Annotated in this window: 15 protein-coding genes; 10 read left to right on the forward strand and 5 right to left on the reverse strand. The window is 71.3% G+C overall.

The window, feature by feature from the left end; translation table 11 throughout:
• Positions 1-76: 76 nt before the first annotated feature.
• The 5 genes from AB0C29_RS10080 to AB0C29_RS10100 are packed head-to-tail and all read right to left on the reverse strand — an operon-like array spanning position 77 to position 5,620.
• On the reverse strand, positions 77-904 hold the full coding sequence (locus AB0C29_RS10080) for an ABC transporter permease (protein WP_360817921.1): 828 nt from the start codon (positions 902-904) through the stop codon (positions 77-79).
• Positions 901-1,764, reverse strand: coding sequence for an ABC transporter permease (locus AB0C29_RS10085; RefSeq protein WP_360817924.1), 864 nt, complete (start codon positions 1,762-1,764; stop codon positions 901-903). Before AB0C29_RS10085 ends, AB0C29_RS10080 begins: the two co-directional genes overlap by 4 nt.
• A gap of 3 nt (positions 1,765-1,767) precedes the next feature.
• Positions 1,768-3,021, reverse strand: coding sequence for a spermidine/putrescine ABC transporter substrate-binding protein (locus AB0C29_RS10090; protein ID WP_360817963.1), 1,254 nt, complete (start codon positions 3,019-3,021; stop codon positions 1,768-1,770).
• Positions 3,021-4,145, reverse strand: coding sequence for an ABC transporter ATP-binding protein (locus AB0C29_RS10095; protein ID WP_360817927.1), 1,125 nt, complete (start codon positions 4,143-4,145; stop codon positions 3,021-3,023). The genes AB0C29_RS10090 and AB0C29_RS10095 overlap by 1 nt, the downstream gene beginning before the upstream one ends.
• A 38-nt stretch (positions 4,146-4,183) precedes the next feature.
• Positions 4,184-5,620, reverse strand: a complete 1,437-nt coding sequence (locus AB0C29_RS10100; RefSeq protein WP_360817930.1) for a gamma-aminobutyraldehyde dehydrogenase — start codon at positions 5,618-5,620, stop codon at positions 4,184-4,186.
• A 342-nt stretch (positions 5,621-5,962) separates the two neighbouring features.
• On the opposite strand from AB0C29_RS10100, the gene AB0C29_RS10105 reads away from it, so the two are divergent.
• The 10 genes from AB0C29_RS10105 to AB0C29_RS10150 all read left to right on the forward strand — a co-directional run bounded on the left by AB0C29_RS10105 (position 5,963) and on the right by AB0C29_RS10150 (position 15,323).
• Positions 5,963-6,964 carry an efflux RND transporter periplasmic adaptor subunit gene (locus AB0C29_RS10105; protein WP_360817933.1) on the forward strand — a complete coding sequence of 334 codons (1,002 nt, stop codon included), beginning with the start codon at positions 5,963-5,965 and terminating at the stop codon, positions 6,962-6,964.
• Positions 6,961-7,650 carry an ABC transporter ATP-binding protein gene (locus tag AB0C29_RS10110; RefSeq protein WP_360817936.1) on the forward strand — a complete coding sequence of 230 codons (690 nt, stop codon included), beginning with the start codon at positions 6,961-6,963 and terminating at the stop codon, positions 7,648-7,650. The genes AB0C29_RS10105 and AB0C29_RS10110 overlap by 4 nt, the downstream gene beginning before the upstream one ends.
• Positions 7,647-8,927 (forward strand): ABC transporter permease, encoded by a 1,281-nt coding sequence (locus AB0C29_RS10115; RefSeq protein ID WP_360817939.1) that lies wholly within the window; start codon positions 7,647-7,649, stop codon positions 8,925-8,927. Before AB0C29_RS10110 ends, AB0C29_RS10115 begins: the two co-directional genes overlap by 4 nt.
• 30 nt (positions 8,928-8,957) lie before the next feature.
• Complete coding sequence (locus AB0C29_RS10120; RefSeq protein WP_360817942.1) at positions 8,958-9,935, forward strand: aldo/keto reductase; 978 nt, start codon at positions 8,958-8,960, stop codon at positions 9,933-9,935.
• Positions 9,936-9,943: 8 nt separating this feature from the next.
• Positions 9,944-10,855 carry a hypothetical protein gene (locus tag AB0C29_RS10125; protein WP_360817945.1) on the forward strand — a complete coding sequence of 304 codons (912 nt, stop codon included), beginning with the start codon at positions 9,944-9,946 and terminating at the stop codon, positions 10,853-10,855.
• Entirely contained in the window at positions 10,852-11,214 is a 363-nt protein-coding gene (locus AB0C29_RS10130; RefSeq protein WP_360817948.1) for a serine hydrolase domain-containing protein, read from the forward strand. Before AB0C29_RS10125 ends, AB0C29_RS10130 begins: the two co-directional genes overlap by 4 nt.
• Before the next feature lie 41 nt (positions 11,215-11,255).
• Entirely contained in the window at positions 11,256-11,486 is a 231-nt protein-coding gene (locus AB0C29_RS10135; RefSeq protein ID WP_360817951.1) for a hypothetical protein, read from the forward strand.
• Positions 11,487-11,584: 98 nt separating this feature from the next.
• Positions 11,585-12,844 carry a hypothetical protein gene (locus tag AB0C29_RS10140; protein ID WP_360817954.1) on the forward strand — a complete coding sequence of 420 codons (1,260 nt, stop codon included), beginning with the start codon at positions 11,585-11,587 and terminating at the stop codon, positions 12,842-12,844.
• A 41-nt stretch (positions 12,845-12,885) separates the two neighbouring features.
• Entirely contained in the window at positions 12,886-14,112 is a 1,227-nt protein-coding gene (locus AB0C29_RS10145) for a MoxR family ATPase (protein WP_360817957.1), read from the forward strand.
• Entirely contained in the window at positions 14,109-15,323 is a 1,215-nt protein-coding gene (locus tag AB0C29_RS10150; protein WP_360817960.1) for a DUF2201 family putative metallopeptidase, read from the forward strand. The genes AB0C29_RS10145 and AB0C29_RS10150 overlap by 4 nt, the downstream gene beginning before the upstream one ends.
• The last annotated feature ends 149 nt before the right edge of the window (positions 15,324-15,472 follow it).

Here is a 15,472-nt window from a genome sequence, read left to right on the forward strand (position 1 = left end):
GCGGCCGGCGGCGCGCCCGCCTGCCCGAGCCAGTAGGGCTCGGGCACCGCGTCGGCGAGCGCGCGCGCCACCATGCTCAGGAGTTCTTCCGCGGCCGCGACCGGATGCTGCTCACCACCGCGATCAGCACCCCGCCCACGAAGATCAGCGTGCCCATCACGTTGACCTGCGGCGGCAGGCCGACCCGGGTCGCGCCCCAGATCCACAGCGGGAACGTCGTGGTGGTGCCCGCGGTGAAGTTGGTGACCACGAAGTCGTCGATGCTCAGGGCGAAGGCCAGCAGCATGCCGGACATCACCGCGGGCATGATGATCGGGAAGGTGATCCGCCAGAACGTGGTCCACGGGTTAGCGCCGAGGTCCGCCGCGGCCTCCTCGACCGAGCGGTCCAGGGTCAGCACCCGGGCCCGCACCACCACCGCGACGAACGAGATCGAGAACATGATGTGCGCGATCGTGATCGTGGTGGCGCCCAGTCCGACCCCCAGCGAGACGAAGAGCGTCAGCAGCGAGGCGCCCATCACCAGCTCGGGGGAGGACATGGTGGCGAACATGATCAGGTTGACCGTGCCCGAGCCGCGGAACCGGTAGCGGCCCAGCGCGTAGCCGATGCCGGTGCCCAGCGCGCCCGCGACGACCGCGGTGAGCACCGCGACGACCAGCGAGATCACCAGGGCCTTGGTCAGCTCGTCGAGGGCGAAGACCCGGCCGTACCACTTGAGGGTGAAGCCCTCCCAGGTCTGGTTGTAACGGCCCGGGGTGTCGTTGAAACCGAACAGGATCATGATGAGCACCGGCAGCGTCAGCCACGCGATGATCACCCAGGTGTAGATGTACAGGGCCCGCCCGCCGGTCAGCCGGGACCGGCGCGGGGTGACCGCGGGGGCTTGCTCGACCATGGTCATCGCGCGGCCACCTTCATCACGTCCTCCGTGCCCAGCGCCCGGGCGTAGGCGAAGACCCCGATCAGCAGCACCGCCATCAGCGTGAAGGACAGGGCCGAGGCGGTCGGATAGTTGGAGCTGGTCAGGTACTGCGACTGGATGACCTGGCCGATCATCGTGGTCGACGAGCTGCCCAGCACCGCCGAGTTGACGTAGTCGGAGCTGGCCGGCACGAAGGTCATCAGCACACCGGCGAAGACCCCGGGCAGGGCCAGCGGCAGGATCACCTTGCGGAAGGCGGTGGCCGGGTCCGCGTACAGGTCCCGGGCGGCCTCGACCACCCGCGGGTCGATGCGTTCCAGGGCCACGTAGACCGGCAGGATCATGAACGGCAGGAAGTTGTAGACCAGCCCGCCGATCACCGCCACCGGGGTGCCGAGGATGTGGAAGCTGTCCGGCAGCACCCCGGCGCTCTTCAGCGGGCCGAGCAGCATGCCCTCGTCGGTGAGGATGTAGCGCCACGAGATGGTGCGCAGCACGAACGACACGAAGAACGGCAGCAGCAGCAGGAACAGGTAGGTCGGCTTGCGCCGGCCACCGTAGAACGCGATCCAGTACGCCACCGGGAACGCCAGCACGATCAGGATGACCGTGGTGATCGCCCCGTAGATCAGCGAGCGGACCAGTTGCGTGCGGTAGTTGCCGATCGCGTCCACGTAGGTCTGCCAGTGGCCGGTGAACACGTACCCGGAGACGACGTCACCCTCTTGCAGCGACAGCGACAGCATCGTCACCATCGGGATCACGAAGAACAGCAGCAGCCACAGGCCACCCGGCAGGATCAGCAGGTAGGGCGCGAGCACCCGGCGTGAACGCGACACGGCTCAGGCCAGCACGATCGGCTCGAAGATGCTCTGGAACTGCTGCTGCTCGGCGGTCGACTTGAAGTCGACGTAGTAGTGCAGCTTCGCGTAGTCACTCTGGGCCGGGAAGACGAGCGGGCTGGAGGCGACCGCCTCCATGGCCGCCTTGTCGTCGCCGGACAGCTTGGCCGCGTCCTTCTTGATCTGCTCCTGCGCGGCCGGCACCGGGCAGACGTAGTTGATGTACTCGGCCAGCGTGGCCGCGTTCTCCACCTCGTAGAAGAAGTCCATCAGCTTGATCGCGTCCAGCGGGTTCTGCGCGGTGATCGGGATGGCGAAGTTGTCCGTCCAGATCGTGCCGCCCTCCTCCGGGATGATGAACTTGAAGTCGGTGCCGTCGGAGACGTTCTTCTGGAAGATGTCGCCGGACCAGGCCTGGGTGATCCACACCTCGCCCTTGCCGAGGGCGTCCACGTAGCTCTGGTCGTAGTAGTTGCGCACCAGGCCCGCGCTCTTCTGCTCCTTGAGCTTCTCGGCCGCCTTCTTCCAGTCCTCCGGGGTGGACTCGTCCGGGTTCAGGCCGAGCGCCATCAGGCCGAAGTTGGCCAGCTCCTGGGTGTCGGAGTACATCCCGACCTTGCCCTTGAACGCGGGGTCCCACAGGTCGGCCAGCTTGGTGATGGGCCGGGTGATCTTCTTCGGGTCGTACGCGATGCCGGTGATCCCGGAGGTCCACGGCACGGAGTAGACGTTGCCCTTGTCGTAGGCGGTGTTCGCGTACGACGGGTCGGCGTTGGCCACGTAGTTCGGCAGCTTGGAGTGGTCCAGCGGGGCCAGGAAGCCGGAGTCCACGAACTGCTTGAACTGGATGCCGTTGGTGATCACCATGAGGTCGTAGCCGATCGACTGACCGGCCGCGAGCTGCGGCTGGACCTTGGCGAACCAGGGCCCCATCTCCTGGATGACCTCCTGGTACTTCACCGTGACGCCGGTGGCCTTGGTGAACTTCTTCAGCTCCGGCTGCTTCGGGTCCATGTAGAGGGGCCAGTTGGCGAAGTTCACGTTGCCGTTGCTGGTCTTGCCGGCCCAGTACTTGGCCACCGCGTCGGGGGCGGGGGCGCTCGGCGCGGTCGATCCGGTGCCCTTGACGCCGCAGGCGGCCAGCGCCATGGCGAACGCCGACAGGCCGGACACCCGCAACGCGTCGCGGCGGCCGAGCCGGCGCTGGGTCAGGCCGCGGATCAGGGAGGGGTCGGGGATGTTCGACTGCACGATCAGACTCCGATCGGGTAAGAGTGCTGAGGGCTCCAGCTGAGGTACACGCGGTCGCCGGGGCCGGCGAGGTCCTCGGCGGAGTAGGCGTTCTGATCGAAGATCACCAGGTCGGGGCCGGCCGAGGTCTTGACCGTGTAGTTGGTCGAGGTGCCGTGGTAGACGACCTCGGTCACCACCCCGGTGAGCACGCTGGTGCCGGTCTCGGCGGGGGCTTCCTGGGACAGGTCGATCTTCTCCGGGCGCACCGACACCTCGAGGTCGTCGCCGACCTTCATGGCCCCGCTCACCGGGACCAGCACCCGCTCGCCCTCGCCGTAGCTCAGCAGGGCGACGTCGCCGGTGATGCTCTCGACCGTGCCGTCGAGCAGGTTGGAGGTGCCGATGAAGCCGGCCACGAAGCGGGTCGCCGGCCGTTCGTAGATCTCGCGCGGTGAGCCGAGCTGGTCGATGCGGCCCGCGTCCATGACCGCGATGCGGTCCGACATGGTCAGCGCCTCGCCCTGGTCGTGCGTCACGTAGACGAAGGTGATGCCGACCTCACGCTGGATGCGCTTGAGCTCGACCTGCATCTGCTGGCGCAGCTTGAGGTCCAGCGCGCCCAGCGGCTCGTCGAGCAGCAGCGCCCGGGGCCGGTTGACCAGCGCCCGGGCCAGCGCCACCCGCTGTTGCTGCCCGCCGGACATCTCCCGCGGGGCCCGCTTCTCCATGCCGGTCAGCGAGACGATCTCCATGATCTCGCCGCACCGGCGGCGGATCTCGGCCTTGTCGACCTTCTTGCGCTCCAACCCGAAGGCCACGTTCTGGTACGCGTTCAGGTGCGGGAACAACGCGTACGACTGGAACACCATGTTGACGTCGCGTTTGTTGGGCGAGACGCGGGTGACGTCCCGGCCGTCCAGGAACACCGTGCCGCCGGTGGGCTCCTCGAAGCCGGCGATCATCCGCATCGTGGTGGTCTTGCCGCAGCCCGACGGGCCCAGCAGGGAGAAGAACTCGCTCTGGGCGATCTTCAGGTCCAGCCGGCGTACGGCCTGCACGGTCTCGCCGTGCGACAGGTAGTCCTTGTGCACGCCGGCGAGCTCGATGGCGGGTTGGCCGGGGTCCTCGTCAATAGCAGTGGTCATGCGTACCTCTTCGCGCGCGGGGGGACGGGCGGGCCGGGTCAGCCCAGGTGGCTCATCACGTGTTTGATGCGGGTGTACTCCTCGAACCCGTACATCGAGAGGTCCTTGCCGTAGCCCGAGTGGCCGTAGCCGCCGTGTGGCATCTCCGACACGAACGGCAGATGGGTGTTGATCCACACCGCGCCGAAGTTCAGCCGGCGCGACACCCGCATCGCCCGGCCGTGGTCGCGGGTCCAGACGCTCGCGCTCAGGCCGAAGCGCACGTCGTTGGCCCAGCGCACGGCGCCGTCCTCGGAGTCGAACTCCTGCACCGTGATGACCGGGCCGAAGATCTCGTCCTGGATCATCTCGTCGCGCTGGCGCAGGCCGGCCACGACGGTCGGCTCGACGAAGTAGCCGCGGTCACCGATGCGCCGCCCGCCGGTGACCACCCGGGCGTGGTCGGGCGTGCGGTCCAGGAAGCCGCGCACCCGGTCCAGCTGGGCGACGATGTTGACCGGCCCGAAGTAGGCGCCCGGGTCGGCCGGGCCACCGACCTTGGTGTCCTTGGCCGCAGCGGCCAGCGCGTCGGTGAAGTCGGCCGCGACCCGGGCGTGCACCAGCACGCGGGTGGCGGCGGTGCAGTCCTGCCCGGCGTTGAAGTAGCCCGCGCCGGCCACGGCGGCGGCGGTCGCTTCCAGGTCGACGTCGTCGAAGACGATGACCGGGGCCTTGCCGCCCAGCTCCAGGTGGACCTTCTTGAGGTCCGCGGCGGCCGCGGCGGCGACCTCCATGCCGGCCCGGGTGGAGCCGGTGATCGAGACGAGCTGCGGGGTGGGGTGCACCACCAGCGCGCGGCCGGTGTCACGGTCACCGCAGACGACGTTCAGTACGCCCGGCGGCAGGAACTCGGCGGCGATCTCGGCGAGCAGCAGGGTGCTGACCGGCGTGGTGTCGGAGGGCTTGAGCACCACCGCATTGCCGGCCGCGATCGCCGGGGCGAACTTCCACACCGCCATGACCATCGGATAGTTCCACGGCGTCACCTGGGCGCAGACGCCGATCGGCTCCCGCCGGACCCAGGAGGTGTGGTCGCGCAGATACTCCCCGGCGGACTTGCCCTCCAGCATCCGGGCGGCGCCGGCGAAGAAGCGCAGCTCGTCCAGTAGCGGCGCCATCTCCTCCTGCCGGGTGGCCTCGACCGGTTTGCCGGTGTTGCGGCATTCAGCGGCGATGATCTCGTCGGCCCGGGCCTCGACGGCGTCGGCGATGCGCAACAGGGCGCGCTGCCGTTCGGCCGGTGTGCTGTCCCGCCACACCTCGAAGCCGTCCTCCGCGGCCCGCATCGCCACCGCGACATCGCCGGCGGAGGAGACCGGGGCGTACGCGTACGCGTCACCGGTGCACGGGTCGACGACCGCTGACGTCACGCCGTCGGCGGTGTCCGTGCCGGACCCGCCGATGAAGTTGCGCAGGACCGGTAGGTCGGTGCTCACGGAAATCGGACCTCCCGCCCCGGGGCTTGTGACCGCCCCCACACGAAGAGGTGGACCTTGACATAGCCGCGGACCTAAAGACAAGGGAATCCGAGGGATTTTGCAAGACCGAAACGGAATCAGGAGCGCGCACCCACGCGCAACCACGCAATCCGGCGCGGGTGAGCGTCGCTGAACCCGTTTCCGCAGCGTGATCCGGGCGTCCGCGCCGGCCCGACAATCCGGTGCATCTTGCTCCCTTGCCAGGCCGATGTACCGTCTGCGAGCGCCGTTCGGATCGGAGATCATCTCTGGACGGTCATCGATGTGCCGAGGATCGGCTCGAACAGCTAAGGGGAACCGGTGGACGGACGCAGGCTCCTGCCCCGCGCGCTCGTGGGAATGTCGGTCGTGGCGGCGCTGGCCGGCTGCTCCGGATCGTCCGACGAGGCCGAGACTCCCGGACTGGAGCCCCGCGGCACCGTGCTGACCACGGTCCAGCCGGCCCGCCAGGACCTCACCAACAAGATCAGCCTCAACGGCAAGGTGGCGATCAACCCGGTCTACGGCATCGTCGCGCCGGCCGACGGGGAGCTGCGTTACGTGCAGCGGCAGCCCTCGACCACGGCCAGCACCCAGGCGACCTGGGTGGCCACGGTCTGGGACCACGGCACGCCGCACAAGGTGCTCATGCCCAAGAACTCCATCCTGGCCGGCCGGCTGCTCGACGACCGGACCACGGTCACCGCGGGGATGCCGGTGATCTCCGCCAAGCGCGCCGGGTATGCGGTCGTCGCGGACATCGACAGTGCGCTGGCGTACCGGATCTCCGGCTCGGCCAAGTCCGTCCAGGGCCAGATCAAGAACGGCCCGGGACCGTTCCCCTGCAAGCCGCTCGGCACCATCGCCGCCCTGCCGGCCGGAACCATCCCCGAGCCGCCGCCGGTCACGCCGTCCCCGGGCGCCACCGGCGACCCCGCGGCACAGCCCGAGCAGCCGCCCGCGGGCGGCGGCGAGGGTTCCGAGCCGACCGGCCTGCGGCTGGTCTGCACCGCCAGCAAGGGCATCAAGCTCATCAACGGCGCGGCGGTGACCCTGGAGATGGTCACCGGCAAGGCCAGCGACGTGCTGGTGCTGCCGGTCGAGGCGGTCGCCGGCACCCAGGGCAAGGGCAAGGTCGACGTGGTCGGGGCGGATCGCGTCCGCAAGACCGTCGACGTGGTGCTGGGCCTCACCGACGGCAAGGTCGTGGAGATCAAGAAGGGCCTCAAGGGCGACGAGACCGTGGCGATCCCCGGTCCCAACCTGCCCGCCGCCCCCGAGAACCCGGCTCCCGGCGACCAGCCCTCCGGAGCCGTGGGATGACCGCGCTGATCGAGCTCACCGGCATCACCAAGGTCCTCAAGGGCCAGCAGCAGCCGCGCACCATCCTCGACGGCGTCGACCTGACCGTGCAGGCCGGCGAGAGCGTGGCCATCGTCGGCCGGTCCGGCTCCGGCAAGAGCACCCTGCTCAGCGTGCTGGGCCTGTTCGACCGCCCGGACGAGGGCAGCTACGTGCTCGCCGGCCAGGACATCAGCCGGCTGCCCGAGCGCAAGGCCGCGAAGCTGCGCAGCTCCCACTTCGGCTTCGTGTTCCAGCGCTTCTTCCTGCTCAAGCACCTGACCGCGGCCCAGAACGTGTCCATGGCGCTGGTCAACGGCCAGGGCTGGCTGCCCCGGCGGGAACGCCGGGCCCGCGTCCTGCAGGCCCTCGACCAGGTCGGCATCGCCCACCTGGCCAAGAACCGCCCGGCGCGGATGTCCGGCGGCGAGCAGCAGCGGGTGGCGATCGCCCGGGCCCTGGTCCGCGACCCGGTGGTGCTGCTGGCCGACGAGCCGACCGGCGCGCTGGACACCGAGACCGGCACCGCGGTGATCGACGCCCTGCTGGCGGCGACCACGCGCGGCTGCGGTCTGGTGCTGGTCACCCACGACCGGGACCACGCCGCCCGGATGGGCCGCACGCTCGACCTGGTCGACGGCGTCCTCACCGAGCGGGTGAACGCGTGAGGCGGCTGTCCGGCCGGCTGCGATCGGCGCTGATCATCGGCCTGCAGGGCATCCGCGCCCGCAAGATGCGCACCCTGCTGTCCATGGTGAGCCTGTTCCTCGGCGTCCTCGCGGTGGTGGTCGTGCAGGCCGGCGCCAGCATCGCGGACAAGGCGCTGCTGTCGGACATCGAGCTCACCTCGGCCGTCGACGGCACCACCATCATCAACCTGCCGATGCAGCCCAAGGCCACCGACATCGTGCTGGGCACCGTGAAGGACCGGTCCGACGCGGTGGCCATGCTCAGCCTCCAGGCGATCATCGGCGAGCCGAACGTCGCGCCGGTCAATCCGGGCGCCTCGCCGTTCGACGAGGACTGGGGCGGTGGCATGGTCTGCTACGGCAACGGGCCCTGCGAACCGGCCGACGCCCAGCCCAAGGGCCAGGCGGTCGAGGTCCGGCTGACCGCCATGACCGGTGACGTGCGCCCGTTCCGGCCACTGCGCCCGCGCACCGGCGAGTGGCTCGAGTTCGGCTCGGTGCCGTCGATGGCGCCGCGGATCATCGTCAACCGGGAGGCCGCCAAGGGCTTCGAGCGGTACAAGGTGCCCGCCGAGATGCGGATCCCCGGCGCGTCCGCGAACATCACCCCGCAGTTCGTCGGCGTGGTCGACGACGGTGACATCCAGCCGCGCGCCTACGTCCGCCTCGACGAGCTGGCCACCTGGCTGCCGGGCGGCACCGCGGCCGACCCGAACGCCGGCGGCGAGATGCAGGTGCTGGTCTCGCCGGGCAGCCCGGTCGAGCAGGTGCTCAGCACCAAGCTCAAGGCCATCGGCTCGGAGACCTGGGTCGAGACCGTCGACGCCAAGAAGCAGATGGAGAGCCAGCTCAAGCTGCTGCGCCTGGTCTTCCTGGCGATGGCCAGCCTGGTGCTGCTCATCGGCGTGGCCGGCATCCTCAATGTCGGCCTGGCCACCGTGGGGGAACGGGTCGAGGAGTTCGCCCTGCGCCGGGCGGTCGGCACGCCGAGAATGCTGCTGGCCGGCATCGTGCTGGCTGAGACGTTGCTCACCGGCCTGTTCACCGCAGCCGTGGCGATCGGGCTCAGCGCGGCCGGCCTGCGGGCCGTCTCGATGCTGTTCGGCGACTCCGAGCCGTTCCTGCAGGACCTGCAGTTCCCGTGGGAAGCCGGCATAGCGGGCATCATCGCGGGTCTGGTCGCCGGCATCCTCGGCGGTTTCATCCCGGCCCTGCGGGCCGCCGGCATCCCGATCGCCACCGTCATGCGTGCTTGACCCGGCGGCCGATCACCGGAGAATGCACCAGTGGACTACGTGAACTTCGGCTCGACCGGCCTGCGGGTCTCCCGCCTCTGCCTCGGCGCGATGAGCTACGGCACCCCCGACCGCGGCAACCACCTGTGGTCACTGCCCGAGGAGCAGGCCCGGCCGTTCATCCGGCAGGCGCTCGACCTGGGGGTCACGTTCTTCGACACGGCCAACGTCTACTCCGACGGCACCAGCGAGGAGATCCTCGGGCGCGCGCTGAAGGACTTCGCCGACCGGGACGACGTGGTGATCGCGACCAAGGTCCACGGCCGGATGCGCCCGGGCCCGAACGGTGCCGGCCTGTCCCGCAAGCACATCATGACCGAGATCGACAACAGCCTGCGCCGGCTCGGCACCGACTACGTCGACCTCTACCAGATCCACCGCCTGGACCCCGGCACCCCGATCGAGGAGACCCTCGAGGCGCTGCACGACCTGGTCAAGGCGGGCAAGGTCCGCTACCTCGGCGCCTCGTCGATGTGGGCGTGGCAGTTCGCCCAGGCGCTGTACCTGGCCGACCGGCACGGCTGGACCAGGTTCGCCTCCATGCAGAACCACTACAACCTGCTCTACCGCGAGGAGGAGCGGGAGATGCTGCCGCTCTGCCTGGACCAGGGCATCGCGGTGATCCCGTGGAGCCCGCTGGCCCGCGGCAAGCTGACCCGGCCCTGGCAGCAGGACACCACCCGCTCCGGCACGGACGAATTCGGCAAGACCCTGTACGCGGGCGCCGAGGACAACGACCGGCAGATCATCGACGCGGTGGCCACGGTCGCGGAGAAACGCGGCGTCCCGCGGGCGCAGGTGGCCCTGGCCTGGGTGGCCCGGCACCCGGCCGTGACGGCACCGATCGTGGGCGCGACCAAGCCGCACCACCTCGACGACGCGGTCGCCGCCCTGGAACTGACCCTGACCGACGACGAGGTGGCGCTGCTCGAACGCGGCTACGCGCCCCGGCCCGTCGCCGGCTTCTGAGGCCCCCGATGACCCTCACCATCGGCCTGGTCACCACCGACACCGAGCTGGTCCGGCAGCACGACCCGGACACCGCCGTGCTGCTGCGCGGCCTGACCGGGGCGGGCTTCCGGGCCACCGCCCCGGTCTGGCACGACCCGGCGGTCGACTGGACGGCCTACGACCTGCTGGTCATCCGCTCACCGTGGGACTACCCCGAGCGGTACGCGGAGTTCACCGGCTGGCTGGACCGTACGGCGGGGCGTACCCGCATCCTCAACGCGCCCGAGCTGATCCGCTGGAACATCGACAAGCGCTACCTCGACGACTTCCGCGCGCTGGACGTGCCGTGCGTGCCGTACACCTTCGCCACGACGCCCGCCGAGGCCGGGACCGCGATCGCCGCGCTGGCCGACAGCCGGGTCGTGGTCAAGCCGTCGGTCTCGGCCGGCGCCCGCGACACCGGTCTGTTCCAGCCGGACGATCCCCGCGCGGCCGAGCTGGCGGCCCACATCATCGCCTCGGGCAAGACCGCGATGATCCAGCCGGCCATGGAATCGGTCATCGAGCACGGCGAGAACGCCCTGTTCTTCCTGAACGGCGAGTTCGCCTACGCCTGCCACAAAGGCCCCCTCCTGGCCCCGGGCGGTGGATATCTGGGCGGCGAATACACCGAGGTCATCACCCGCGCGGACCCGTCCGCCGAGGAGATCGACCTGGGCCACCGGACGGTCGCGGCCATCGCCGGCATCGCGGCCCGCAAGGGCTACGGCGAGGACGCCGGACTACCGCTCTACGCCCGCGTCGACATCGCCTCACAGCAGGGCCGCGACCCGCTGATCCTCGAGGTCGAAGTGTTCGAGCCGTCCTACTTCACCGGTGTGATCGCCGAAGCCACCGGACTCTTCGTGCAAGCCGTCGAGCGCCGCTGCCGATCGTGAGCCGAGCGGCGACGGGCATCTCCCGGGCCGGCGTCCGCGCGACGACCGGCCCGGAAACGCCGTTCCGGATCGCATCGCTGACCAAGGTGGTGACCGGCGCGGCACTCGTCCGAGCCCTTGGCGTGCCGCTGGACACCCCGGCCGTCAGCCTGCTGCCCGAGCTCGCGGCTGACTGGAGCTGCGACCGAGGGATCACTGTGGAGCACCTGCTGGCCCAGGTCGCGGGCCTGCGGGAAGCGGTGGACGCGAGCACGGTGGCCGCCCTCGGCGACGGTCCGGACGCCTTGCTGGAGGCGGCCAGGCTGGTGGTCCGGGCCGGCAGCGACCGCGCGCCGGGCGCTCGCTGGAGTTACTACTGATGGAGCAGCTCCGTCGCGCGAGGACCGCCCCCGGAGACCCGATGCGGTACGGCCTCGGCTGGGCATTGGGACCGTCCGGCCAGATGTACCTCAACGGGCGCCTGCCGGGTTACCGCGCCGCCCTGCTGATGTTGCCGGACCATGACGTCGTGGCGGTCGCTCTGGCCGACGACGAGCAGGCGCTGCCGGCGTTGGCCCGTACCCTCGACGACCTGCAACGTCCCCTGACCGGTGACCACCTGGCGGCCACGATCGAAGCCTTCGCCGCCTGAAACTGTCTTCTCACCGCGACCGACTCGGTGGTACGGTCCCCGGCGATGACTACCTCGTGTGTGCGATTGGGGGTCCTGTCCGCCAAAGGTGAGTGCTGATGCCCTCACGGAACGCGGACGGCGAATCCCGTCTTTCCCTCTGGCTGCGCGTGCGCGAGTTCGCCGTGCCGCCCGCGATGATCGAGGCTGCGACTGCCTGCCGGGCCCGGCGTGACTGGGCGGCGGCGTGTGCGGCGGCCCGGATCGATGTCGAGTTCGATCTGCGGTCGCTGGCCCGTACCCGGGGTGCGGAGCTCGCCGCCCGGATCCGGGCCGATCTGCGGAATCTCGCTCCTGACCTGCTGCGCTGGCATCTGCCGAGGATCGCTCCGGACGGGTTGCTGCGGCCCGGTCTGACGATCTCATTGGCCTGCTACGACGGCCTGCACCTCGTCGTGCGTACCCCGCCGGCCTGGGCGAACGCCGGGCAGCGGTGCAGCCTCGCGCTGTGGGACCGGGCCGGTCCGGGCGGTCCCCGTCCTGATCGGCGGTTCCGGCTGGATCTGCACCGCCACCTGTGGGACGCGAGCCGGGCCGGTGAGCTCAGCGACCGGTCCATCGTGGATCGGGAGACCCGCTGGGCGGCCGAGGCGAGGATTCTGCTGCGCTCTGAGGGGCGGAGCAGCGGTGCGGTGGCCGTACGGTTCGGCGGCCGGCGGCGGCTGATGCTGGAGCTCGCCGAGACAGGTGCGCTCGCCGTGTCGCCGTTTCCGGGGCGGGGCTGGGCGGCCGCGTTGCCGGTGCTGCCGGACGCGGCGACCTGGGAGCTGCCCGATCGGGCGTTGCTGCGGCACGGGCTGATCGAGCCGGACCGGTTGCATCCGCTGGTCGCGGCCGCGCTCGCTCCAGACCGTCCTCGGGGTACGGCCCCAGCGCCCCGGCCCGGAGCCGGTCCCCGCCTGGTGGAGTGCCGGGGCGCCACGCACCGGATCGCGCTCGTGGATGGGGTGCTGGCCCCGCTGGACCACAGCCCGGACGAGATCCGCCGGGAGGAGCTGCTGGTCGCCCTGACCGGCACCCCGGTGGCCTGCCTGCAGGCGATCGACGAGGCGCACCGCGGCCCGGCGGAGCTCACCGACGTCCGCGCCCGCCTCGAGCACGGCGACACCACCGGGGCTCTGGCCGTCGTCGAGTCGCTGCTGGGGCCGGATGCGGTCCTGCTCGGCGGTGGCCTGCGCGACGAACTCGAGACCGCCGTGCTGCGGCGGATCACCCACGGACTGTTCCGGGCCGGGCTGACCGGGCGCGGACCGCTGTCGAACTGTCGCGAGGAGCGCAGCCGGCACCGCGACCATCCGCGTCTCGCCGGCGCCCGCTGACCTCACCCCGTTCCTTCTCTCTCCCACTCAAGGTGATCACCATGTCTTTCGCTGTCCCGAACTCTGCCCTGGACACCGCTGCCGACCTGTTGGCGCTGCTGCGCGACACGACCACCGAGCCCCGTCGCGACCCGCAGCTGGAGGCGCTGACCCTGGCCGTGGCCGCCGATCTGCCCGTACTGCTGTGGGGTGAGCCGGGGATCGGCAAGACCGCGGCCCTGCAGCAGCTCGCCACCTCCCTCGATCTGCCGTTGACCACGGTGATCGCCAGCGTGCACGAGCCGTCCGACTTCTCCGGGCTGCCCGTGGTCGGTGACGATCCGGCCGTGCAGGGTGTCCCGATGGCCCCGCCGGACTGGGCTGTGCGCCTGGTCCGTGAGGGCCGTGGCCTGCTCTTCCTGGACGAGCTCTCGACCGCGCCGCCGGCGGTGCAGGCCGCGCTGCTCCGGCTGGTGCTGGAGCGCCGGGTCGGCGCCCTGAAACTGCCGCCGGGGGTACGGATCGTCGCCGCCGCCAATCCGCGGTCCTCGGCGGCCGACGGCTGGGAGCTGAGTCCGCCGCTGGCCAACCGTTTCGTCCATCTCCAGTGGCTGCACGACCACGATGTCGTCGTCCGGGGCCTCGGCGGGACGTGGCCGCGGGCCGCCCTGCCCGAGCTCGACCCGCGACGGCTGGCCGAGGCCGTGACGTTCGCCCGCCGGGCGGTGTGCGGATTCCTCGCCGTCCGGCCCGCCCTGGTGCACCAGCTGCCGGCCGTCGAACCCCGGCGCGGCGGTCCGTGGCCCTCGCCGCGGAGCTGGGAGATGGCCCTGTCGCTCACCGCCTTCGCCACCGCCGCGGGCACCTCCCGGGAGGTGCTGTCCATGCTGGTCCGCGGCACGGTCGGGGACGGACCCGGGCTGGAACTGCTGGCCTTCCTGGACCGGATGGACCTGCCCGACCCCGAGACACTGCTGTCCGACCCGGCGGCGGCCCCGCTGCCCGAGCGCGGTGACCTGCGCCAGATCGTCCTCGACGGGGTGGTCGAGGCGCTGCGCAAGCGGCCGGACCAGCAGCGCTGGGACGCGGCGTGGGCAGTCATGGTCCGCGCCCTGGAGACCGGACCGCCGGACCTGGTGGTCGTGCCCGCCAGTACGCTGGCGGCCCTGCGCCAGGCCGGCTGGGAGGTGCCGACGGCGATCGACCGCCTGGCCGGAGCGGTCTCGTTGTCCCGGCGGGCGGACCGGGCCGGTGCTCGCGTCGTGGCCGCGGCGGGGAGCGGCCGATGAAGCTCGACCGCGACAAGCTGTTCGCCGCCCGGCTCCAGGCCGTCCGGGCCCGGCCGTACCTGGCCACCGCGTTGTTCGCCCTGCACGCGGTGGAGTCGCCGGGGGTGCCCACGATGGCCGTCGACCGGTACTGGCGGTGCTACGTCTCGCCGACGTTCGTCGCCCGGACCCCCGTCGAGGAACTGGCCGGGGTGTGGGTGCACGAGGTCGCCCACCTGCTGCGCGACCATCACGGCCGCAGCGACCGGTACGCCGCGAAGCACGGCCTGAGCGGGCCGGGGGAGCGGCTGCGGATGAACATCGCCGCCGACTTCGAGATCAACGACGACGTGTACGGCGACGGGCTGGCCCGGCCCGCCGGCGTTGTCCTGCCCCGGCTGCTGCACCTGCCCGAGGACGAGCTGATGGAGGACTACCTGCACAGCGTGCAGCTGCGGTCGTACAGCCGGGACCTGATGTGGCTCGACTGCGGCAGTGGGGCCGACGGGCTCGACCGGGAGTGGGAGCTGGGACCGGACGGCGCCGACGGTCTCACCGAGCAGGAGCAGGACGCGGTGCGCTTCCGGGTGGCGCAGGGCATCAACGGCCGGCCCGGTGACGTCTCGAAGGGCTGGCGGCGGTGGGCCCAGGAGGCGTTCCATCCCCCGCAGCCGTGGCGGGACCTGCTGGGGGCGGCCATCCGGTCGGCCGCCGCGAGCTCCGGGGCGGGTGACGACTACTCGTACGGGCGTCCGTCCCGCCGGTCCGCCGGCCTGCCCGGCGTCGTCCTGCCCAGCCTGCGCCGCCGGCCGCCGCGGGTGTCCGTGGTCATCGACACGTCGGGTTCGGTCAGCGACGCCGAGCTGGGCAGCGCCGTGCTCGAGGTCGCGGCGATCGGTCAGGCCGTGGGTGGCCGGCGCGACCTGGTCACAGTGCTGCCGTGCGACGCAGCACCCCGGGTCGTGCACACGTTGTGCCGGGCGGAGGGCATCCCGCTGCTGGGTGGCGGCGGTACGGACATGCGCGCCGGCTTCTCCCGGGCGTTGCGCACGACGCCGAGGCCGGACGTCGTCGTGATCCTGACCGACGGGCAGACCCCGTGGCCGGTGGCACAGCCGGCGTGCCGGACGGTGGTGGGCCTGTTCCGCCGGCCGAAGTCGTGGGACGAGGACTCCGAGTACGTGCCGTCCCGCCCGCCCACCTGGGCGCGGGTGGTCACCATCGCCTCGTGACCGGGACCTCCGTCTCGGCCGGCTGGTCCATGTCGTACCAGGGGCGCTGCCGGGGCCCGGCGGGCTCCGCGGGGCGCGCCGGGACAGCGTCGCCGTCGGGCCGCTGCGGCTGGGTCCAGATCGGCGCGACCCGCGGTGGCGGGTGCCAG

Origin of the sequence: Actinoplanes sp. NPDC048791 (assembly GCF_040650095.1) — a bacterium.
In the GTDB taxonomy this organism is placed as follows: Bacteria; Actinomycetota; Actinomycetes; order Mycobacteriales; family Micromonosporaceae; genus Actinoplanes.